Genomic DNA, 21,223 nt, shown 5'->3' on the forward strand with positions numbered 1-21,223 from the left:
GAAAGAGCTGCTTTTGGATTCTTTATGATTACTTGGTGTATCTCTCTACGACGACCACAGTGATTATATTATTTGTCAAACGTTTATTATTAAGAAAAAAGGAGTTCCTTTTTGTAGCAATAACGTTCTATTTTTTCTTGATCAAGAACTGCCCCATTGCCTTTTCCTAAGGGAACTGCAAGTTTCCCATCAGTGAGGCAAGCTTTATTTTTGATGATATCATCGTAGTAATAGCGATCTGATGCCGATATATCGCCAGGGAAAGTAAAGTCATTTTGGCTGGCAAATTGTATATTTAAGCAACGTCCTACTCCTGATTCAAACATTCCACCTAGCCACACCGTCAAGTTATGTTCACGACAAAATGTTACGATGGATAATGCCTCAGCGATCCCACCCACTCTGGGGATTTTTAGATTAATCCCACGACAACTTCCCAAGGTATGAGCGGTTTTAACATCATTTAGTGTACGAATATTCTCATCTAAACAAATTGGCGTTTTTAATTGTTTCTGTAAATACGCATGCTCGATAAAATCCCGTTGATTAAAAGGCTGTTCAATCATCGCTAGGTTTAATCGATCCAATTCTAACAATATCGGTAGATCCTTTAATGTATAAGCAGAATTGGCATCTGCCATCAAAAGCAAGTGAGGAAATTCCTTTCGTAATAAGGTTAATGGTTCGATATCGTAACCTGGTTTGATCTTTAACTTCAACCGCGTATAGCCTTGAGAAACATACATTCGAGCATGTTTTAACAATTTTGCAGAATCTGTGTGGATACCTAAACTAATCCCAACTGCTAATTCTGTTTTCGTACTTTTGAAAATTTCTCGGAAACTGACATTCTTTCGTCTGGCATATAAATCCCAAATAGCTGTTTCCAAGGCTGCTTTTGCCATAAAATTCCCTTGCACTTTCGTCAATCGTCGCTGAACTTCGAAAGGCTCTTTGATTGGAGACATAGTAAGTAAAGGAATCAATTCATTTTTGATGATCAAGCGACTCATGTCGATCGTTTCTTCAATATAGTCCGCTTGTTGGAAAGAAACCAACTCTCCTACTCCTTGATTGCCTAATTCATCCTCGATTATCAATAAATCAAACGCTTTTTCAGTTAGAATTCCATAACTCGTTTCAAAAGGGGTAATCAAAGGTAATTTAAGTTGTAATTGCTCGATTTTTCTAATTTGTATCACTTTTTTCTTTCTCCATTATCCATTGATTTACTAGGGAAACAAATTTCGTTGGCTGTTCTAGATGAATACAGTGTCCACTTTTGGGAACCAACGCCATGGAAAACAGACTATTTTCTTCAACCAATTTTTTTCCGATTTTTTGAAACTTAGTATCATATTCTCCTGCTAAATAAAGGATCGGTCTTTGGATATTACTAAGCGATGGCCAGTAATTCGTCTGTTGCCCAGTTCCCATGTACATCAAACTAAGCGCCAAACCAATTGGTTGTTGCATAAGTCTTCCTTGGCGAATCTTTCTTCTTGTCGAATCAGGTAGTTCTTTTTGACTTTCAAATAATGGAATCGATTCCCAATAATCCACAAAACCAGATAATGGTTCAGTCATGATCTTTTGCGCTAATAGAAGATCTTTTTTTTGACGTATGAGTCTTTCGCTAAGGGAACTGATGCCTGGTGTACCACTTTCCATAATGATGCCTAAAATTCCTTTTGGTTGTTCAATCAGCCAAGTTAACGCGGTACGGGCCCCCATGGAATACCCCAACAAATAAAAGGCATCGATCTTTAATTGCAAAACCAATTGTGCTAAATCTTGAACAAGTAATGGAAGCTTATAGCGATAAGGATGAACATAAACATCCGTCTTACCATGCCCGATCAAATCGATTGCTAAAATATTTAAATCTTGAAAAGGCAAAGAAAAGCTCATGGAAGTTCCGGTAAATCCGTGTAAACAAATGATAGTAGGTCTCATTGGAGATGTTCGCTGTAACCAACGATAAGCATAATTAACACCATTGATTTTTATTTTTCCCTCACTCATTTCGATTACCGTATCCCTCAATCATGTGTTGCCAAAGCTCTGCTGGTGCTTTTTGTTCGCCAACGACTTCAATCAACGTCCAAGTTGAATTTTTTTTCTCTTCTCTGTTGTCTTTACTGTCTATTCTTTCTCTACTTTCACAAACTATTTGTTCAAATTCAGTCAGCGATTTGGGCTTTTTATAAGCGCCGCAGTAGAGATCTGCCACTTTCTCCAAGTCTAGATGTAAGGGTGTTGAAAACAAAGGATCAAAAAAGGAGTTATCTAATTCCCTTTGAGGAAGGAAAGAAAAGATACCTCCCCCGTTATTATTCAAAACGATCACAGTCACCGGCAGCTCAAGTTCTTTGATTATTTGTAATCCATTCATATCATGAAACAAAGCTAAGTCACCAATCAACAAAAACATCTGCTGTTTCTTAGCCGCACAAATACCTGCAGCTGTTGAAATAATCCCGTCAATACCATTTACTCCCCGATTCCCATAGACTGAAAATCGTTGTTTTGAAAAACCAGCGTAGCGATCAATAAAACGAATAGCATTACTATTGGACAAGAAGAGTGTTTCGTCAAACTTTAACGATTGAAAAAGACGCTTACTAGCATTGCTTTCGTTATAGGCATCTAAGGGTAAGGTTGTTTCTATCGTTTGTCGGGCAAGCTTTGCTCTTTCTTGCCAATAGGATAACCAGTTTCTATCTGCATGAGTATGAAATGCTTCATCGCTCATGTTCTTAACCATGCTACAAAACGTCAGTGGATCAATTGGTAAAACATAATTACTTTGATGTAACCAGTCTTTCCAAGATTCGCTTTCATCAATGATGACATAAGTCAGGTCTTTTGACTGCTTTAAATAAAGCATGAGGTTTTTGGCCAATGGCAAGTTACCAAACTGCCAAACGATTTCGGGTGTTTCTAAGCGTTGATCGGCAAAGATCAAATCAACATGAGAAATATAATTGTCGCTTTCTTTCCCGCAATTTCCTAAATTTGTAAGTGGATCACCAAGAAGAGGCCATCCTACGATTTCAGCTAGTTCAATCATTTTCGTTGCCTGTTGTGTGGTCAATTCTTTTCCAACAATAATCAACCCTTTTTTGGTCAACCAAGAATCAAGTTCTGGTAACGAAAAGGAAGTTACTTTATTGATCGTTTCCCCTTTTCTTGAATAATGACGTGTAAATGATTGTGATAAATCCGGCAGTAAAGGTTCTCGAAAAGGTAGATTCACATGTACAGGTCCTTTAGGAATTTTTATTGCAGCAGCCGCACTCTCCCAACCCTGAAAAAACGCATATCTTTCAAAAGATTCTCCTTCTTCTGGCAAAGCCATTCCGATATACTTTTTGACATGGCTTCCATACAAATGTTGCTGATCCATCGTTTGTGGTGCTCCTACGCCTTGCGCCTCTGGTGGACGGTCAGCGGTCAACACAACGAGTGGAACATTTGACGCCTCAGCTTCACAAATGGCTGGATAATAATTTGCTGCAGCAGTTCCTGATGTGCAAATCAGACCAACAGGTTCCTTTTGTGCTTTTGCTAAACCAAGCGCAAAAAAAGCAGCCGAACGCTCGTCCACATTGATATAGCAATTGATTTCCGGGTCACGATAAGCCAATAAGGCCAGTGGTGTCGAGCGTGATCCTGGGCTAATGACCATTTCTTTTAATCCACTTTCTTTCAATCCATGGATAAATGCTAATAAATAAGTAGTCAGCTCTTTTGTGTTCGTCATTCTTTTACACCTCGAATCATCGGTTGAAATTTTAGAGCAGTTTCTAAGTATTCCGCTTCAGGCGTTGAATCTGGCACAATTCCACAGCCAGCATACAACTGGACCTCAGTATCACTCACTACTCCAGAACGAATACCAACTGCAAATTCACCAACATCCTCAGTTAAACTACACCAGCCAATTGGACCCCCGTATAACCCTCGCCCAATAGGTTCTTTTTCCGCTATCCAATCAATGGCTGCCTGTTTAGGTACACCGCCTAAAGCTGGTGAAGGATGTAGTTGTCGTATGACTTCTAAAAATGAGAAACCGTCCTGACGGCTCCCTTTCAACGTCAAACAAAGATGTTGAATGTCTCGGTTTTTTAAAAGACTTTTTTCTGATACTGTTAGTTTCCCCTTAATAAATGAGTGCATCTGTTCTGTTAAACGTTCGACGACTAATTGGTGTTCTCCAATATTTTTAGAGTCTTTTAAAAGTTTCTCTCCCAATGTAACGTCTTCTCTTTCGTTTGAACTTCTAGCGATAGAGCCAGCAATGCTAGCGGTCAAGAAATGGGTATCAGTCGCCTGAAGCAAACGTTCAGGTGTTGCGCCAATAAACGCTTGACCTTTTGCTTCTAAAACAAAGTGATAGGTGTTTGGTTGTTGACTAATCAGATGAAGTAAGATTTTTTCAACAGAAAATTCTTTGCCAACTAATTGCATCTGTCTTGCTAAAACCACTTTTTTAAGTGCTGATTTTTTATTTGCTGTGACTTCGATCGTCTCTTCAACAGCTTTTAAGAAATGAGGAACAGCTACTTCAGTTTCTTTTAATATTTGACTTGGCGAAAAATCTGGGACACATCGCTCTTTCATTTCATTAATGAGTCTCATTTTTTCTTTAATAAACTCATCGAGTTTTTTTAAAGTTTTAAAATGATTCCTTGCGGTTATTACAACGGTTAGTTGCTGATGATTTTGCTTGATTAATAGTTCGGGTAGAATAAAACAGCCCTCTGCCAATTCTCCCCAAATAGGCGCTTGTTTTTTGTTTTCAGCATCGAAAGGTAAACCTCCAAAAAGAATCGGAGTCTCTTTTTCAGGAACCAGAAACGAAAGTTTTTTAAAAAACTCTTGTTTAGCATTTATCAGGTCTTCGGTGGACCAGTTTCCACGCTTCTTTAAAAGATTACGCCCAAATCCCAAGAAACCGACATTTTTGTCTGGCGTTTGCCAAAAGAAACGTGTGCCTTTAAAGTCACTCGCTTTTGCAAAGAGATTTGCTAACGGTTCATAAGGAATCTTAAAGCTATAACATACATAGTCAGCTTCAGGTACTTCCTGTAGATTTAGATTAAATAAGTTGGTAGTCAATATAGTTCACTCTTTCTTCTGTTAAAAAAAGTCGTTTTAATGGTTTTCCTGAGGCTGTTTTTGGTAGATCATGGACGACAAAAATTTCGTCAGGATGTTTGTAGGAAGCAAGTGGCTCCATGAGATTGCAAATTTCATTAACGCTGACCTTATCTATTAATTTCAAATAAGCTACTGGGCGTTGCCCCCAGTTAGGATCGGCTCTACCAATAACAATAGCCTCTGTAATTTTCTGACTTTTTAAAAAAATTGCTTCAATCTCAGCAGGGTAAATATTTTCTCCGCCAGAGATGATTCGCTCACTCATTCGACTAAGAATTTTTAGTTCACCAGTATCTGTTAAATAGCCCCAATCACCAGTACAAAACCAGCCCTCTTTCGTCCACGAATGTCGATCTCGTCCGTTGAGATATCCTTTAACGATCGACGGACCTTTCAAAAGAATTTCTCCAGATTCATTCGCTTGATCTGTCCCATCGATTTTAATTTGCACACCCATTAGCGGACGACCAACCGTGTCTTTAAACTTTGAATGCAAATTGATTTTACCTGCGACAACTTGGGAACATGTTTCTGTCATGCCATAAGACAACATAACGGGTAGCTTCAACTGGCAACAGTCTTCAAGTAAGGTAGATTCAATCGGACCGCCACCTAATAAAACTTGCTTCAAAGAAGAAGGATAACCGTCTTCTGGTACAAACGGCAACAGATCTTTTAACATTTTCGTGACTAACGACAAATAAGCGGTTTTTTCGCTTAAAATCAGTTGGTTGACTTCTGATGGGTGAAATTTTTCACATAAATGAACGCTAATTCCTAAAACAAGGGAACGTAAAAGAATCGATAACCCACTGATATGGTACAACGGGACGCAACAAAGCCAATTCTCGCCAGACTCGATAGCCATACTTTTTTGTGTAGCTAGGCTACTTGCTTGATGGTTTGAAAAAGTTTGAGGTACTCCTTTTGGCTTTCCAGTAGTCCCAGATGTATACATGATCGAGGCTATTTGCTCCAATTGATAGCCGAAATCAATTGGTGGTTCATTAATTCTCCCGATTAGTTCCTTTTTTTTCGGGAAAGAAATGATGGTTACATTTTCAAAGGAAAAATGTTCAGGATGTTCAGTGATCAATAGTCGTGTATTGGCATCTTTTAACTGATAAGCTAATTCTTCACTGGTTAACCTTGTATTTAGAAATTGGATCTCCATTCCTAATTCCCATAGAGCTAAGATCGACTGATACATCATTGTCTGATTGTCGCTCAAAATGGCTACTCTTTTAATAGTTTTTTGTTGATTGCTTATAAAACGTTTGAAATAATAAGCAAGTTGCTGTACATAGTGATTCAATTCACTAAACGTTAGACAAACATCTTTCGTATAAAAGGCTGGCTGATCTGGCTGTTCTAATGCTTGTCGTTGCAACCAACTATTTGGTTTTTGTTTAGGGAAATTTAGGAAATTGGTCAAAGTCAGGCTCTCTCTTTTCTTTGAATGCATCTCGTCCTTCTTGAGCTTCAGCCATCGTGTAGTAAAGTAAAGTGGCATCCCCTGCTAATTGTTGGATCCCCGCTAGTCCGTCTGTATCTGCGTTCATTGCAGCCTTGATCATTCTTAATGCTAAAGGACTTTTCTTCAACATTTCTTCTGCCCACTCTATCGTTACGTCTTCAATTTCGGCTAAAGGTACCACTGTGTTGATCCAATTCATTGCTAAAGCTTCTGTTGCGGAATACTGTTTCGTCATAAACCAGACTTCTTTTGCTTTTTTATGACCGATTACTCGAGCTAGATAGCCTGATCCATAACCGCCATCAAAACTTCCTACATTCGGACCTGTTTGTCCAAATTTCGCATTTTCAGCGGCAATTGTGATGTCACAAACAAGTTGTAAGACATTGCCTCCACCGATCGACCAACCTTTGACCATAGCAACCACAGGCTTTGGAATGACCCGAATCAGGCGCTGGAGATCTAGCACATTCAAGCGAGGGATTTGATCATCACCTACATACCCGCCATTTCCTCGAACTTTTTGATCTCCACCAGAACAAAATGCTTGATCTCCTGCTCCGGTTAAAATAATCACACCAATATCTTGCCGCTCTCGACAAATAGTAAAAGCTTCAATCATTTCAAACACTGTCTTTGGAGTGAATGCATTGTGTACTTGAGGTCGATTAATTGTTATTTTTGCTATTTTACCATGTTTTTCAAAAAGTATTTCTTCATAGTCTTTAATTGTTTGCCATTCTCTCATTTTATTCCTCCTCTAAGTTGAACATTCTTATTATACACAAAAGCCAAAGAAAACGTTTGTAATTTTATATTTTTTAAGAATTTCTGTTATACTATTCAAAAAACAAAAAAAGGAATGAAACCTAAAAATGAATTTAATCGAATATTTACAGATTGAGACAATGTCTATCTCAAAAGAACAGGTTGAATTGTTACTACCGATTTCTGACATCCATCTCCAACCTTTTGGCTTCCTTCATGGCGGAATCAACGGTATCTTGATTGAAACCGCTTGTAGTATTGGTGCTAACCAACATTTAAGCTCGCCACAATATGCGGTAGGTGTAGATTTACACGTCAACCACCTTAACAGCGCTCAAAATGGACAATTACGAGTGATCGCACGTCCGACTAAAATTGGACGCTCTATCCAATTTTGGGCAGCTGAAATTTATTTAGAAAAAGAAAACAAACTAACCCCTGCTCATCTTATTGCCAATGGTTCTTGCACACTAACTGTTCGTAACGAATCGACATGACGTTGCATTTATGTCCAACCTTTCATTCATTAAATTTCCATCTTTATTTGCTCTTTATCGAAATAAGGAAAAGTAAAAGACATCTTTCATTTTTATTTCAATCGATAAAAAATATTAATATTCACTATCTATAGCAACATAGTGAACTCATAGCTCCTCTATTTCTCGACCCAAAATGTTAGACTAACCTAACATTTTTTTAAAATATTAGTTAACTTTAGGTGAATATTACGTTATAATGAAAAAAGCACAAAAAAATTAAAATACAATAATGAATGGATGTGAATGGATGAAGCAAATGAAAACGATGATTTGGACATACATAAAAATAATGTTTGCCTTAACCATTTTAGGCGTAGGTATCAATATGTTTTTAGGGCCTCACCATATCGCAGCAGGCGGTGTGAGTGGTTTAGGTATTCTCTTAGAATCGGCTTTAGGTTTTGATCGTGCAATGGTCATTTTAGTATTAAATATCATCATGTTGGTATTAGCTCTTGTATTTCTTGGAAAAAAACCTTTTTTCAAAGTGCTTTTTGGAAGTCTTGTCTTTCCGCTGATTATTGCGGTTGTCCCTGAAATGATGGTTACGTCGGATCGTTTACTTTCAGTGATCTTTGGTAGTGCGATCTTTGCTCTGGGTGTCGCTATTTTATACAAAAATAATTCTTCAAGTGGCGGAACAACTATTCCACCACTGATCTTCAAAAAGTACTTTCATTTGAATACTTCGATTGGTTTATTGGTAACAGATGCGTTTGTTGTATCACTTAATTTATTTATTTTTGGGTTTGAAGAGTTTTTATATGCCATTCTTTCGATCGTCATTACCTCGATTGTAATGTCTTATATTGAAACAGGAATGAATCGTAAAAAATCGATAATGGTGATGAGCGAAACCTCTATCGAAGAAATCCGCCAACGTTTAAGTGCGGAAATTGGTCGTGGCTTAACTTTATTAGAAGCAAAAGGTGGCTACAACCGCAAATCTAAAGAAGTTTTATTGATCGTCGTAACAGACCAGGAGTTTTCAAGAGTCAAACCATTGATCGAAGAAATCGACCCTACTGCTTTTGTGATTGTCAGCAGTGTAGCTGAAGTAACTGGTAGTGGCTTCACTTACCATCCAATTGAGTAATAAGAAGCTTATTCATAAATACTTCCTCTTCTATTTTTGTATTTCTTCTAAAAATTGATTCTGCTTAAATAATTTATCTAAAACGAGTGATGCCATAACGTGTAGTCGCTCGTTTTTTTATGCCCATGCTGAAACGAATTAGTTGCCTTTCTCAATTAAATTGTATACAATTTAATTGTACAAAATCAAATTTAAAGGAGTGTTTTTTATGAAAAAAATGTATTCTACAAAAATGATCAATACTGGTGGTCGTTCAGGTGAAGTTCATAGTCCAGATCATTCATTTGAACTTGCAATTGCGGCTCCTGGACGTCGTGTAGCCGATGCAACGAATCCTGAGCAATTATTTGCAGCAGGTTTCAGTGCTTGTTTCAATAGTGCGTTAGAATTGATCAAAAATCAAAAAAATATCTCTGGTGCTTCTACCATCAGTGCTCAAGTATCTTTGTATGCTGAAAATGAAATGAGTTTTGTTTTAGGCGTTGAAATTGAAGGCCATGTTGAAGGTCTTTCTTTAGAAGAAACACAAGAATTATTGGAAGCAGCTCATAAGGTTTGCCCATATTCTAAAGCAACTGCAGGTAATATTGAAGTGACATTGACTGCTGTTAACAGCTAGACATTTATTATAAAATCAGCTATGCTAACAAGGAACTACGAGAATCGAGGTGGAGAAAATGGAAGATTTATATTTAGAAAACCAGTTGTGCTTTCCTTTATATGCCACCTCTAAAGAAATCATTCGCTCGTACAACCCTTTGCTGAAGCCTTTAGATTTAACTTACACGCAATACCTGGTAATGCTTGTTTTATGGGAAAACCAACAAGTCACAATGAAAGAACTTGGTAGCTTACTTTGTTTAGATTCTGGAACCTTGACGCCCGTCATAAAAAAAATGGCTGACAAAGGCCTACTTCAAAGAAGAAGAGCAGATAAAGACGAGCGTATTACGATTCTATCACTGACTTCTAATGGAAAAGCTTTAGAAGAAAAAGCAAAAGATATTCCTGCTAAAATATTCGCGAGTCTTCCACTTGAACCGGATGAGCTTGTTCTTTTGCAAAAACTCAGCAAGAAAATGCTAACTAATTTTCGGGAAAAACACTAGGAAATAAACAGTCAAACTGCAGACATTGCTCATCAATGTCTGCAGTTTTTATTTTTTTCTTCCTAATTCCCTATTTCCGCTTTATAATCAAATATGTACGCTATGACTTAAATTACTTGGAGGTTGTTGATTTGTCTGTTTACCAACGCTTTTTGGCGAATGAAAAAATTCGTCGTATGACTGTTCTATTAATCATTATTGTAGTCCTTTTTCTTGTAAGAAGCATGATTACAACAATTTTACTAACTTTTATTTTTACGTATTTAATGATTCACTTAGTGCAAATTATCCAACGATTCATTAAGGTTCCAACCGGAGTATTAACCATTATTGTTTATGCTCTTGTGGTTTACCTAATCTATTTAGCATTTACAATTTATATTCCCGTCTTGGTACACCAAACATTTGACATGGTCAAATCAGTCATCAATTTCTATGAACATCAACCCAAAGACGCTGATCCGGTTTTACTTTATATCCATAATTACATTGAAAGAAATGATTTCTTTGAACAATTACAAAATGGTGCATCAATTGCTTTAGGCTATTTGCAAGACTTTGGTAAGATGGCTGTCGCCTTTACTATGTCTTTTATCTTAAGTTTCTTTTTTATGATCGAAAAGAAAAAAACAATCCTATTTTCCCGCTTATTCTTAAAAGGCGAATTTTCTTGGTTCTTCCAAGACATTTATTACTTTGCTGATAAATTTGTCAATACCTTTGGATTAGTATTAGAGGCACAGTTCATTATTGCTTTATTAAACACGATCCTCACAACGATTGCTTTAGCTGCTTTTGGTTTCCATCAGTTGCTTAGTTTAGCAATTATGATCTTTATTTTAAGTTTGATCCCAGTTGCTGGTGTCATTATCTCTTGTGTGCCCTTATCCTTTATTGCGTATTCTCAAGGTGGCATAAAAGATGTGGTTTACATCTTATTAACGATTTTAATCGTCCATTTACTTGAATCTTATGTTTTGAATCCAAAATTGATGTCTAGTAAAACAGAATTACCGATTTTCTATACCTTTATTGTATTATTGATCAGCGAACGCTTTTTAGGAGTATGGGGTTTGATTGTTGGTATTCCAATTTTTACATTCTTATTAGATATATTAAAAGTGAAAGAAATTCCCAACCATCCCCTCAAAGAGTGACTTTCTTTGAATCAGAACCTGTAAGATTTACTTCAGTTTAATTGTCATAAAAATTTTGTGACGTCTCTAGCTCTGAGAAATAAGTCGAAGAATCCCTTCTAGTTAGGGCATTCTTCGGCTTATTTTCCGCTAAAATTTTCTAGAACACCGCACACTTGTCTTGTTAATCCTTACAAAGTAAATCCATCTTAGAAAAGATCTTTTTTTATAATAGGAGTTTTTTTAATCAAAAATCAGTTTTTCTGGTAAAAAACTAAAATTGGTATTATCATTAATTTATATTAATAAAAGGAGGAGATGTATCATGTGTACATCCATTGTTTATGCAACTAAAGATCATTATTTTGGACGAAACTTAGATTTAGAGCTTTCTTATGGACAAGTAGTGACAATTACGCCTAGAAACTATCCTTTTAAATTTCGTCGAACGGATCCTCTACCCTCTCACTATGCGTTAATTGGTATGGCTGCAGTTGTTGATAATTATCCGTTATATTTTGAAGCAACAAATGAAAAAGGACTTAGCATGTCAGGTTTGAATTTCCCTGAAAATGCTCATTACTTTGAAGAAGACTCTGGTAAAACCAATATCTCACCATTCGAATTTATCCCTTGGTTATTAGGAAAATGCGCAACAATCGATGAGGCAAAAAAATTACTTGCTGAGATCAACTTAGTAAATATCAATTTTAGTGAAGAACTTCCACTTTCTCCTCTTCACTGGATGCTTGCTGACCAAAATGAAGCTCTCGTGATCGAATCAACCATTGATGGTTTGAAAATTTACAATAATCCAGTCGGTGTATTAACAAATAATCCACCTTTTGATTATCAATTGTTTAATTTAAATAACTACCGTCATGTTTCTCCTACTGTATCTTCCAATCATTTTGCGAAAAATCTAGAGTTGGATGTGTATAGTCGTGGAATGGGTGGATTAGGCTTACCAGGCGATTTATCATCTGCTTCTCGTTTCGTAAAAGCTGCCTTTACAAAATGGCAATCAGTCTCAGGAGATTCAGAGATGGAGAGCGTGAACCAATTTTTCCATATATTAACATCCGTGGAACAACAAAAAGGATTGTGTGATGTAGGAAATGGGAAGTTTGAATATACGATCTATTCGTCTTGTTGTAACATGGACAAAGGGATCTATTACTATACTACTTACAACAATCACCAAATCACCGCAGTTGAAATGCATAAAGAAAATCTCGAAGGCACTGAACTGATTACTTATCCAGTGGTTGATCAAGAACAAATACATTATTTAAACAAATAAAAAATAAGTGATTTAATACTTATGGTTCATCACTTATTTTTCTAGTAATTTTCTATTTTATAAAGAAGAGAATGAGGATGTGCTCCTCATTCTCTTCTTTTAATAATAATGTTATTTGTTTGCTTTAACTTTGTTTTTCACTATTTCGTAACTTTCTCACTCCGAAAATAGAGAAAATGATAAGTGTAAACCCAAGATACATAAAACTTGGTGTTGCTTTATCTGCTGTTTTTGGTAATTGACCACTTATGCCATTACCAAGAGATTTTTCATTATCTGAGAAATTATCATTTTTTATTTCATAATCGTTTTCATTTTTAGGCGTTAAACTACCTGATAAAGACATCTGATGCGATTTTTCTTTGATCATATCTGGCAAAATTACTTGATTTTTCGTATTAACGTCAATTAAAGATTCCCCCACAGTTGGAAATTCTTCTTTCTTAGGTATCTCGATTTCCACTTGAGGTTTTTTCATTTCATCTGGCGTTGGATCAGTCGGTTCGACTGGATCTGGCTTTTCTTCTGGCGTTGGATCAGTCGGTTCAACTGGATCTGGCTTTTCTTCCGGTGTTGGATCAGTCGGTTCGACTGGATCTGGCTTTTCTTCTGGCGTTGGATCAGTCGGTTCAACTGGATCTGGCTTTTCCTCCGGTGTTGGATCAGTTGGTTCAACTGGATCTGGTTTTTCCTCCGGTGTTGGATCAGTCGGTTCAACTGGATCTGGTTTTTCTTCCGGTGTTGGATCAGTCGGTTCAACTGGATCTGGTTTTTCTTCTGGCGTTGGATCAGTCGGTTCAACTGGATCTGGTTTTTCTTCTGGCGTTGGATCAGTCGGTTCAACTGGATCTGGTTTTTCTTCTGGCGTTGGATCAGTCGGTTCAACTGGATCTGGTTTTTCCTCCGGTGTTGGATCAGTTGGTTCAATTTCTGGTAATTCGGTAAAATTATCCTCATCAACATTAAGCATTTCTTCAACTGTCTGACGTTGACTATAAGGCGTAAGATGCTGATTATCTGTCGGACTGCCATCAGCTACTTTGATCGTAAATAATGCTGGCTTTGTTAAATGTTGATTTAATGTTACAGTAAAAGTAAAACTAGCCTTATGTCCATTAATCTGAAGCGTAGTTGGATCGTACCCAATCGTCAATGCTGGATCAACATTCTCAAATACTACATTGGATTGTGAGATTGGTTGTCTATCGCCTGAATAGCTGACACTGGCTTTGACTGGTACCGTTTTTCCCACCGGAAATTTCATGATTCCTGAATTTGTTGTGGAAAATTCATCCTGTAGTGTGATACAATTCACGTTTGCCCACCCAGGCTCTTTCGTTTTAGTAACGATTGGGTGGTGCTCTTCAATCTTTACTTGTTGCGTTGCTTCGGCAGTTACCGATAGGCCTGTCAAAGCAACAGTAGCCATTATAAGTTTTAAGTGATTCATTTTTACATCTCCCCCGTTTCAAACACTTTTGGCTTGCAATACATAAGATAATACAAACGGCTAAAATATTATTACTGTTTTTTTGTTCAAAATAGCTAATTTTTTAGTAAAATGCTGGATGGAAAATCAAATGGAGGAATAACATGCAAACACAAGAAGCAATCAAAAAGTATCTTTTAAATAAAAAAAGTGTTACCAAGCTCAATATTTTTCTTTTTCTTGCAGAACACCCATTCTTCATTACCACTCACTACCTCGCTGATTATTTTGAGATGTCTGATTCTAATTTTTTGCTTTATCTCCAAGAATTAGAACAGGATTTTATGACACTTGATTTAGAAGATGTTTCTTTGATCAGGCAAAAGAAATTTGTTCAGTTAGATTTAAAGAATACAGATAGTGCAAAATGTTATTATGAATTATTTGGTAAATACTGTTTAGAATCGACAAATTTTAAAATTTTAACAGCCCTGTTAGAACCAACTGGTCATTCAATTCTTAGCATTAGTCAAACAACAAATTACAGCTCCTCTTATCTTTATTCCAAAATGAAAGCTGTCAATCAGTTCCTTAAATTGTATGGGATTGCATTTAAATTTACAGCTAAAGGAAAAAAAATCGTAGCAGGAACGGAAGTACAGATCCAGTATTGTTTTTTAGATGTTTATTGGAATATTTTTTCAAATACTTCTGTCCCCTATGGTATGGAAACCCCACAATCTATTACGTATGAACTAACAACTTATTTTAAACAAGAATTACTTGATGCCCTAAGTGGAGGGATGAAAGAGAAATTATTTTTACTATTAAAAATCTGTGTAGAGAACTTTCCAGTTACATCGTTGAAGAATGTCCAAAGAGAGTTTAAAGAATATGACTATATTGAATACTTGGTTACTCCAGAATTTGATTTGCTTAACGATCATTTATCTATTTGTCATGAACAGCGGGTTTTAATCAACCTGTTAGCAAGATTAGCGATTTCAAAACTAGAAAGTGACGAGCTTAGCTTTCAACATTACCAAATGTTACTAGAAGCTAATGTTCCTTACATCGTCTACTCTAAAAAGCTAGTGGAGTCTTTTAGCCGACACTTTCATTTAAAAGTACCAGTAAACCAACAAAAACTTTATGCCTTGAACTTTGCTCGAAATAAACTTTTCAGTACTTTTTTGAATCCTGATCAACCCAATACTCCTTTACCTACCTATACTTTATATGAAGGAAAAGAAAATTTTGAAAACTTACAAAATGAGATCAAACAATTCTATGTCACTTTTAGACAAAAAATCAGTAAAGAGCTGCCAGATCTATTGATCAAAGAAAATATGCAATGGATCGTTGAAGACTTACTTCATTTGTATGATCGCTTTAAACCTCAACACTCGATCGTCATAGGTATCAATTACACCAAGGATTTTTATGTGAGTAAAGATTTGATGGTCAAAATCGAGCAGATCTTTTCTTCCGAGTCGATCATCATCCAAAAAAATTATATGGAAGAATGTGATATCATCGTCAGTGACTGTCCCTTAGAGCATCTGCCATCACACATAAAAAAAATCTATTTATTGGACAATTATGTAACACCGCAAGAATGGAAAAAAGTAATTACTCAAATTGCTGGATATATCTTTGAATTAAAACAAGAAAATGATTATACATCTTGCACACCATTTTCTAATAAATGATCCAATGCAGCCGTTCATGAAAAAATAGTCGACGAATCCTACTAAACAAAGGAAGCAGCCACTATTCCCATGTACGGCTTTTTCTATTCTACCTATAAATAACCTCCTATTTTTACGAGACATTCTTAAAATAACCAAAAAACCTTTGACTTTGCAACCGTTATTAAATTATATTAATTATAAATAAAGTAAAATAAATTGGAGGTTTTCATATGTCATTGATTGGAAAAAAAGTTGGAGAATTTACCGCACAAGCTTATAAAAACGGAGAATTTGTCGATATCAGCGATGCTAATCTTACTGGTAATTGGAGTATTATTTGCTTTTATCCAGCAGATTTCACTTTCGTATGTCCAACAGAATTAGAGGATTTACAGGAACAATACGATGAATTAAAATCACTAGGCGTCCAAGTCTTTTCTTGTTCAACGGATACCCACTTTACACATAAAGCATGGCATGACTCATCTGAAGCTATCGGAAAAATAGAATATGCCATGATTGGCGACCCTTCTCACCACATTTCTCGTCTATTTGATGTATTGAATGAAGAAAGTGGACTTGCACAAAGAGGAACTTTTATCATAGATCCAGATGGTATCGTACAAGCAATGGAAATCAATGCTGATGGTATTGGACGTGACGCAAGTGCCTTGATTGACAAAATCAAAGCCGCACAATACGTACGTACGCATCCTGGTGAAGTTTGTCCAGCGAAATGGAAAGAAAGTGGTGAAACACTAAAACCTAGTTTCGATCTTGTTGGAAAGATTTAGAGGATGAGCCGATGTTAGATAAGGAAACGAAACAAAATTTAGCTCAATATCTTGATTTAATGGAAGCACCAGTCGTTTTTTCGGTTAGTACAGATGACACAGCCAATTCCCAACAATTATTCGAGTTTGTGAACGAAGTGGCAGATATGACTGATAAAATTACGGTTGAACAAAAGACGTTGCCACGTACCCCTAGCTTTGAAATCAATTCTTTACAAAAGACTAGCGGGATCACTTTCGCAGGTATTCCTTTAGGCCACGAGTTTGCATCTTTCCTCCTTGCTTTATTACAAGTAAGTGGACGACCACCTAAAATAGCTGATACTTTGATTCAATCCATTTTAGAAATCAATCAACCTCTACATTTTGAGAGCTATGTCAGTTTAACTTGTCACAACTGCCCTGATGTTGTTCAAGCGTTAAACATTTTAGCGGTTTTGAATCCGTTGATCACCCATACGATGATCGAAGGTGGGATGTATCAGCATGAAATCACTGAAAAACAAATCATGGCCGTGCCAACCGTCTTTTTAAACGAAAAAGAATTTGCTAGTGGACGAATGACGATTGAACAAATTTTAGGAAAAATAGCTGGCCCGAATCTAATGGAACAAAAGAAAATCAATACAAAAGAATTATTTGACGTTCTAGTTATCGGTGGTGGTCCAGCAGCAAGCAGCGCAGCGATTTACGCAGTTAGAAAAGGCCTCCGTACTGGACTCGTAACTGATACACTTGGCGGTCAAGTCGTAGAAACGTTAGGCATCGAAAATCTAATCGGTACACCTTACACAGAAGGTCCACGATTGATGAAACAAGTCGAAGAACATTTACGGTCTTATCCTGTTGATGTTATGACAAATCAACAAGTTGTGTCACTAAACAAAGGAGCAGATCTCTTTGAAATCAATTTAAAAAGCGGCAATCAGCTGAAATCAAAAACAACGATTGTTGCAACAGGAGCTCATTGGCGTTCAATCAATGTTCCTGGTGAAAAAGAATTTAAAAACAAAGGAATTGCCTATTGTCCTCATTGCGATGGTCCCCTCTTTGCCGGAAAAGAAATCGCAGTGATTGGTGGCGGAAATTCAGGGATTGAAGCTGCCATTGATTTAGCTGGGTTGGCGAAACATGTATATATTTTAGAGTTTCTTCCGACACTTAAAGCAGACCAAGTATTACAAGATAAACTAGCTACTTTAACAAATGTCACTGTCATTCTAAATGCCCAGACGAAAGAAATCAGTGGTCAGACAAAGGTTGATTCGTTGAGTTATATCGACCGTTCCACCCAGGAAGAACACACAATAGCTGTTTCAGGTGTGTTTATTCTGATTGGTTTGGTTCCTAATACGGATTGGTTAGTTGGAACACTAGAGTTAAATGATCGAGGAGAAATCATCACTGATGCCCATGGTGCTACCAGTGAAGCAGGACTTTACGCTGCTGGTGATTGCACAGATAGTGCTTATAAACAGATCATTATTGCTATGGGTTCGGGTGCTACAGCAGCCCTTGGTGCATTTGACTATTTGATGAGAAAAGAATAACTTTGCTACAAATCTCAAAAGGTTAAGACAAGTTTATTCATCAACTTGCCTTAGCCTTTTATTTATTCTTTTTTTACAATTGCGATAAGTACACATTTATTGAACAAACGAATATAATAAAAGAAAACTTATCGTAGGAGGTGCTATCATGAATCAACGAATTTTCACCATGAGTTTCTCAAGTGTCTACCCTCTCTATGTAAAAAAAGCTGAGAAAAAAGGACACTCTCGGTCAGAAGTGGATGAAATCATCCGCTGGTTGACTGGTTATACCGAAGAAGAATTACAAAAACAACTGAAAAATGAAGTAACGTTCCAAGTCTTCTTTGAACAAGCACCCAAACTGAATCCAAACAGACAGTTGATAACTGGGGTGATTTGTGGTGTGCGAGTGGAAACGATCAAAGACCCACTGATGCAGGAAATACGTTATTTAGATAAGCTAATTGATGAACTTGCAAAAGGCAAGAAAATGGATAAAATATTAAGAAGCTAAATAAAAAAACTGGTTTTTGTTTGGTAGAATAACCGTTTACCGTTACAATAGAATAAAAGGAGGTTATGTTATGTTTGAAATGATACGTACTAATTTTCAGCGTTACGCATTGCTAAGGTCAGCCATTTACATCATTGCCGGACTTGCAATTGTGATCAATCCGACAGCTGTATTCCATTTTATTGGCTACCTCATTACAGCGTATTTTGTTTTATTGGGGATTTTGAATCTTTTAGAAGCAAATAAAAACCGAAAACAAACGGGTGCATGGGGATTTGGTTTAATTAGCGGGATTGCATTTTTTATTCTCGCACTAATCGTGTGGGTCTTTGCAGCAGCAATCGTCTCGCTCTTACCAGTTATCTTAGGTTTAGTTATTATCCTAAAAAGTCTCTTTCAATTATTCGTCGGACTTAACACCCGTTCGAAAGGTTGGAGTGCTTATAGTATTCTCTTATTGATTGGTGGTTTGATTTTATTATTCAATCCATTCAAAAGCGTCATGATACTCTTCCAATTATTTGGTGGGCTATTAATTTTCATGGGTATCTCAGAAATCATTACCTATTTCAAAGTGAACAAGAGATATTCTTAAGGAAAAAAGAGGTTGCATGTGTATTAGTTTGCTTAACTAGAAGATAGAAAAAGCTAATTTTCTAAAAGCTTTTCATTTCTAAGAGTAAAACTTTCTGAATGCTGCCTCTTTTTATTTGCTCTTAAAAATTTTTCATTTTCGAGTCTCTTTTTGCAGTTTTCTAGATAATCTCTTTTCACCACAAATAAAATAATTAATGTTATTATATATTTGAGACTATTGAATAAAGAAAGGTTTGACTATCTTATGGAGTTTATTGGTATTTTATGTTTAATCCTTGTTGCAACTACAATTGGTTCGCATATTTCGAGAAGATTTGGAATTCCGGCTGTTATTGGACAATTGTTAGTTGGTGTATTACTAGGACAAGCAGGACTTGGCTGGGTTCATCCTAATATTTTAGTTCATGATTTTTCTGAAATTGGTGTCATTTTGCTGATGTTCTTAGCAGGTTTGGAAAGTGATTTATCCTTATTGAAAAAATATTTTAAACCAGGAATGTTTGTAGCACTTTTAGGAATCCTCTTCCCTGTCTTTTTCGGTTGGCTTACTGGCGAGGCGTTTCAAGTAGCGAACAATGAAGCAATCTTTTTTGGGATTATTTTAGCTGCGACTTCTGTTAGTATCTCTGTCGAAGTACTAAAAGAACTGAATGTTGTGAATACGAAGGAAGGATCAACGATTCTAGGTGCCTCTGTTGTTGATGATATTCTGGTTGTTCTAGTGCTAAGCTTCAGTTTATCTTTTTTAACAGGTAAGTCTACGAGCAACCTACCCCTTCCTTTACTCTTGTTGGAACAACTATTCTATTTCTTATTTATCTTTTTATTAGTGAAATGGATCGCTCCTTTTTTAATGTCGCTAGCAGAAAAAATCTATGCGAATTCAGCCATTATCATTATGTCATTAGTCATTTGCCTAGGAATGTCTTATTTAGCAGACCTGATTGGGTTAAGTTCAGTAATTGGGGCATTTTTTGCTGGGATTGCAGTGAGTCAAACAAAAGTAAAACATGAAGTTTACAATAATGTTGAAGCTTTAGGATATGCAGTATTCATCCCCGTCTTTTTTGTGAGTGTTGGTTTAGAAGTAGATTTTTCTAACTTTAGTGAACAGATACTATTTATTTTGATTTTGACACTCGTAGCGATTCTGACTAAACTTATTGGCGGATATATTGGAGCAAAATTCTCTGGTTTTTCTTCCAACAGTGCACTCATGGTAGGAGCTGGTATGATTTCTCGTGGTGAAATGGCACTGATTATTTTACAGATCGGACAACAAAGCAACTTGATTGAAAATCACTACTACTCTCCTTTAGTGATCGTTGTTTTGTTAAGTACTCTGATCTCACCTCTGATTCTTAAATATTTCACTAAAAAAGTATACGCCAATTAACTTACTATCTATCAATGAATGTTGTAATGATAATGTCCATTCGTTATACTAGAGAAAAAGGACGGTGAAAAATGGACTCAAGACTTAAATTGATTAGTGAGATGGTCGATATGACTAACGAGATCACTTGGCGTAATAAACCAAAATTAGAACAAGTACTCGAAGGCTATTCTTTAAATGAGATCGACTTAATCGAAAAAGTAGCATCAATTCCAAATCCAAATGTAACCAAATTAGCAAATGCTAGTTACATGACTCGTGGAGCGATTAGTAAGCTAACTAAAAAAATGATCACTAACGGCTTACTTGAAAGCTATCAGAAACCTGAAAATAAAAAAGAGCGTTACTTTCGCCTGACAGCTGAAGGTCAGCGTATTAACAAAATGCATCAAAAGCTCCATGAAGAATTTCTTAAAGAAAATGAGGTCGTTTTTCAACAAATGACTAAGGAAGAGTTTGATACTGTTTTTCGTTTTATCGGTCGCTTTAGAGAAAATTTAAAAAGAACAAAACTAGAAAAATAAAGTGCATGTGTAATCAACCGTGATCTTAAGATCACGGTTGATTTTTTGCTCTCTGCTTCGTTAGATTTCATTCTTCTATCGTAGTATCTCTCTATTTATTGTTGACAAGGAAACAATAAACAGATACTATATAAAATGTTTCCTAGGAA

At 36.3% G+C, this 21,223-nt stretch carries 20 protein-coding genes; 13 read left to right on the top strand and 7 right to left on the bottom strand.

Annotated elements, in window-relative coordinates; translation table 11 throughout:
* Window positions 1-89 precede the first annotated feature (89 nt).
* From menC to menB, 6 genes are read right to left on the bottom strand one after another with little or no spacing between them, the layout of a single operon-like run.
* Window positions 90-1,199, bottom strand: coding sequence for an o-succinylbenzoate synthase (gene menC / locus AB5M32_RS02810; RefSeq protein WP_368024339.1), 1,110 nt, complete (start codon window positions 1,197-1,199; stop codon window positions 90-92).
* Window positions 1,189-2,025 (bottom strand): 2-succinyl-6-hydroxy-2,4-cyclohexadiene-1-carboxylate synthase, encoded by an 837-nt coding sequence (menH, locus tag AB5M32_RS02815; RefSeq protein WP_368024287.1) that lies wholly within the window; start codon window positions 2,023-2,025, stop codon window positions 1,189-1,191. The genes menC and menH overlap by 11 nt, the downstream gene beginning before the upstream one ends.
* A complete protein-coding gene (gene menD, locus AB5M32_RS02820; RefSeq protein ID WP_368024288.1) occupies window positions 2,018-3,766 on the bottom strand; it encodes a 2-succinyl-5-enolpyruvyl-6-hydroxy-3-cyclohexene-1-carboxylic-acid synthase in 1,749 nt (582 codons plus the stop codon). The genes menH and menD overlap by 8 nt, the downstream gene beginning before the upstream one ends.
* A complete protein-coding gene (locus AB5M32_RS02825) occupies window positions 3,763-5,124 on the bottom strand; it encodes an isochorismate synthase MenF (RefSeq protein WP_368024289.1) in 1,362 nt (453 codons plus the stop codon). The genes menD and AB5M32_RS02825 overlap by 4 nt, the downstream gene beginning before the upstream one ends.
* A complete protein-coding gene (gene menE, locus AB5M32_RS02830; RefSeq protein WP_178286231.1) occupies window positions 5,105-6,631 on the bottom strand; it encodes an o-succinylbenzoate--CoA ligase in 1,527 nt (508 codons plus the stop codon). Before menE ends, AB5M32_RS02825 begins: the two co-directional genes overlap by 20 nt.
* Window positions 6,576-7,391, bottom strand: a complete 816-nt coding sequence (menB, locus tag AB5M32_RS02835; protein WP_178286229.1) for a 1,4-dihydroxy-2-naphthoyl-CoA synthase — start codon at window positions 7,389-7,391, stop codon at window positions 6,576-6,578. Before menB ends, menE begins: the two co-directional genes overlap by 56 nt.
* 127 nt (window positions 7,392-7,518) lie before the next feature.
* Between menB and AB5M32_RS02840 the strand changes: the two genes are divergently transcribed.
* The 6 genes from AB5M32_RS02840 (at window position 7,519) to bsh (ending at window position 12,594) form a co-directional block, all read left to right on the top strand.
* Complete coding sequence (locus AB5M32_RS02840; RefSeq protein WP_010719120.1) at window positions 7,519-7,908, top strand: PaaI family thioesterase; 390 nt, start codon at window positions 7,519-7,521, stop codon at window positions 7,906-7,908.
* A gap of 289 nt (window positions 7,909-8,197) precedes the next feature.
* Complete coding sequence (locus tag AB5M32_RS02845; protein ID WP_010719119.1) at window positions 8,198-9,046, top strand: YitT family protein; 849 nt, start codon at window positions 8,198-8,200, stop codon at window positions 9,044-9,046.
* A gap of 208 nt (window positions 9,047-9,254) precedes the next feature.
* Window positions 9,255-9,665 carry an organic hydroperoxide resistance protein gene (locus AB5M32_RS02850; protein WP_010719118.1) on the top strand — a complete coding sequence of 137 codons (411 nt, stop codon included), beginning with the start codon at window positions 9,255-9,257 and terminating at the stop codon, window positions 9,663-9,665.
* Between the two features lie 58 nt (window positions 9,666-9,723).
* Window positions 9,724-10,155: a MarR family winged helix-turn-helix transcriptional regulator gene (locus AB5M32_RS02855; protein WP_088745335.1), complete on the top strand. Its 432-nt coding sequence runs from the start codon at window positions 9,724-9,726 to the stop codon at window positions 10,153-10,155.
* A gap of 131 nt (window positions 10,156-10,286) precedes the next feature.
* On the top strand, window positions 10,287-11,312 hold the full coding sequence (locus tag AB5M32_RS02860) for an AI-2E family transporter (protein ID WP_010737621.1): 1,026 nt from the start codon (window positions 10,287-10,289) through the stop codon (window positions 11,310-11,312).
* Between the two features lie 304 nt (window positions 11,313-11,616).
* Entirely contained in the window at window positions 11,617-12,594 is a 978-nt protein-coding gene (gene bsh, locus AB5M32_RS02865) for a choloylglycine hydrolase (protein WP_178286227.1), read from the top strand.
* Between the two features lie 124 nt (window positions 12,595-12,718).
* Here the strand turns inward: bsh and AB5M32_RS02870 are convergent, their stop codons facing one another.
* Window positions 12,719-14,044, bottom strand: a complete 1,326-nt coding sequence (locus tag AB5M32_RS02870) for an LPXTG cell wall anchor domain-containing protein (protein ID WP_178286225.1) — start codon at window positions 14,042-14,044, stop codon at window positions 12,719-12,721.
* Window positions 14,045-14,187: 143 nt separating this feature from the next.
* Between AB5M32_RS02870 and AB5M32_RS02875 the strand changes: the two genes are divergently transcribed.
* The 7 genes from AB5M32_RS02875 (at window position 14,188) to AB5M32_RS02905 (ending at window position 21,074) form a co-directional block, all read left to right on the top strand.
* On the top strand, window positions 14,188-15,735 hold the full coding sequence (locus AB5M32_RS02875) for a helix-turn-helix domain-containing protein (protein WP_368024290.1): 1,548 nt from the start codon (window positions 14,188-14,190) through the stop codon (window positions 15,733-15,735).
* Window positions 15,736-15,947: 212 nt separating this feature from the next.
* Window positions 15,948-16,511: an alkyl hydroperoxide reductase subunit C gene (gene ahpC / locus AB5M32_RS02880; RefSeq protein WP_096710313.1), complete on the top strand. Its 564-nt coding sequence runs from the start codon at window positions 15,948-15,950 to the stop codon at window positions 16,509-16,511.
* An 11-nt stretch (window positions 16,512-16,522) separates the two neighbouring features.
* A complete protein-coding gene (gene ahpF / locus AB5M32_RS02885; RefSeq protein ID WP_063627144.1) occupies window positions 16,523-18,061 on the top strand; it encodes an alkyl hydroperoxide reductase subunit F in 1,539 nt (512 codons plus the stop codon).
* Window positions 18,062-18,209: 148 nt separating this feature from the next.
* Window positions 18,210-18,557: a DUF2200 domain-containing protein gene (locus AB5M32_RS02890; protein ID WP_010737628.1), complete on the top strand. Its 348-nt coding sequence runs from the start codon at window positions 18,210-18,212 to the stop codon at window positions 18,555-18,557.
* A gap of 70 nt (window positions 18,558-18,627) precedes the next feature.
* The gene (locus AB5M32_RS02895) at window positions 18,628-19,152 is read left to right on the top strand and encodes a DUF308 domain-containing protein (protein WP_053766849.1); all 525 of its coding nucleotides are present in this window, start codon (window positions 18,628-18,630) and stop codon (window positions 19,150-19,152) included.
* Between the two features lie 246 nt (window positions 19,153-19,398).
* Window positions 19,399-20,550, top strand: coding sequence for a cation:proton antiporter (locus tag AB5M32_RS02900; protein WP_010719107.1), 1,152 nt, complete (start codon window positions 19,399-19,401; stop codon window positions 20,548-20,550).
* A gap of 71 nt (window positions 20,551-20,621) precedes the next feature.
* Window positions 20,622-21,074, top strand: a complete 453-nt coding sequence (locus tag AB5M32_RS02905; RefSeq protein ID WP_178286223.1) for a MarR family transcriptional regulator — start codon at window positions 20,622-20,624, stop codon at window positions 21,072-21,074.
* Window positions 21,075-21,223: the final 149 nt, after the last annotated feature.

This window comes from Enterococcus sp. C57 (assembly GCF_040887305.1).
GTDB classification, from domain to species: domain Bacteria; phylum Bacillota; class Bacilli; order Lactobacillales; family Enterococcaceae; genus Enterococcus_B; species Enterococcus_B hirae.

What these genes read in the sequence shown, in the direction of transcription:
- bsh (WP_178286227.1), top strand. Translation starts at nt 11,617, where the DNA reads ATGTGTACATCCATTGTTTATGCAACTAAAGATCATTATTTTGGACGA.
- AB5M32_RS02900 (WP_010719107.1), top strand. Translation starts at nt 19,399, where the DNA reads ATGGAGTTTATTGGTATTTTATGTTTAATCCTTGTTGCAACTACAATT.
- menB (WP_178286229.1), bottom strand. Translation starts at nt 7,391, where the DNA reads ATGAGAGAATGGCAAACAATTAAAGACTATGAAGAAATACTTTTTGAA.
- AB5M32_RS02875 (WP_368024290.1), top strand. Translation starts at nt 14,188, where the DNA reads ATGCAAACACAAGAAGCAATCAAAAAGTATCTTTTAAATAAAAAAAGT.
- AB5M32_RS02845 (WP_010719119.1), top strand. Translation starts at nt 8,198, where the DNA reads ATGAAGCAAATGAAAACGATGATTTGGACATACATAAAAATAATGTTT.
- AB5M32_RS02905 (WP_178286223.1), top strand. Translation starts at nt 20,622, where the DNA reads ATGGACTCAAGACTTAAATTGATTAGTGAGATGGTCGATATGACTAAC.
- AB5M32_RS02855 (WP_088745335.1), top strand. Translation starts at nt 9,724, where the DNA reads ATGGAAGATTTATATTTAGAAAACCAGTTGTGCTTTCCTTTATATGCC.
- AB5M32_RS02870 (WP_178286225.1), bottom strand. Translation starts at nt 14,044, where the DNA reads ATGAATCACTTAAAACTTATAATGGCTACTGTTGCTTTGACAGGCCTA.
- menD (WP_368024288.1), bottom strand. Translation starts at nt 3,766, where the DNA reads ATGACGAACACAAAAGAGCTGACTACTTATTTATTAGCATTTATCCAT.
- AB5M32_RS02895 (WP_053766849.1), top strand. Translation starts at nt 18,628, where the DNA reads ATGTTTGAAATGATACGTACTAATTTTCAGCGTTACGCATTGCTAAGG.
- ahpC (WP_096710313.1), top strand. Translation starts at nt 15,948, where the DNA reads ATGTCATTGATTGGAAAAAAAGTTGGAGAATTTACCGCACAAGCTTAT.
- AB5M32_RS02890 (WP_010737628.1), top strand. Translation starts at nt 18,210, where the DNA reads ATGAATCAACGAATTTTCACCATGAGTTTCTCAAGTGTCTACCCTCTC.
- menH (WP_368024287.1), bottom strand. Translation starts at nt 2,025, where the DNA reads ATGAGTGAGGGAAAAATAAAAATCAATGGTGTTAATTATGCTTATCGT.
- menE (WP_178286231.1), bottom strand. Translation starts at nt 6,631, where the DNA reads ATGCATTCAAAGAAAAGAGAGAGCCTGACTTTGACCAATTTCCTAAAT.
- AB5M32_RS02840 (WP_010719120.1), top strand. Translation starts at nt 7,519, where the DNA reads ATGAATTTAATCGAATATTTACAGATTGAGACAATGTCTATCTCAAAA.
- ahpF (WP_063627144.1), top strand. Translation starts at nt 16,523, where the DNA reads ATGTTAGATAAGGAAACGAAACAAAATTTAGCTCAATATCTTGATTTA.
- AB5M32_RS02850 (WP_010719118.1), top strand. Translation starts at nt 9,255, where the DNA reads ATGAAAAAAATGTATTCTACAAAAATGATCAATACTGGTGGTCGTTCA.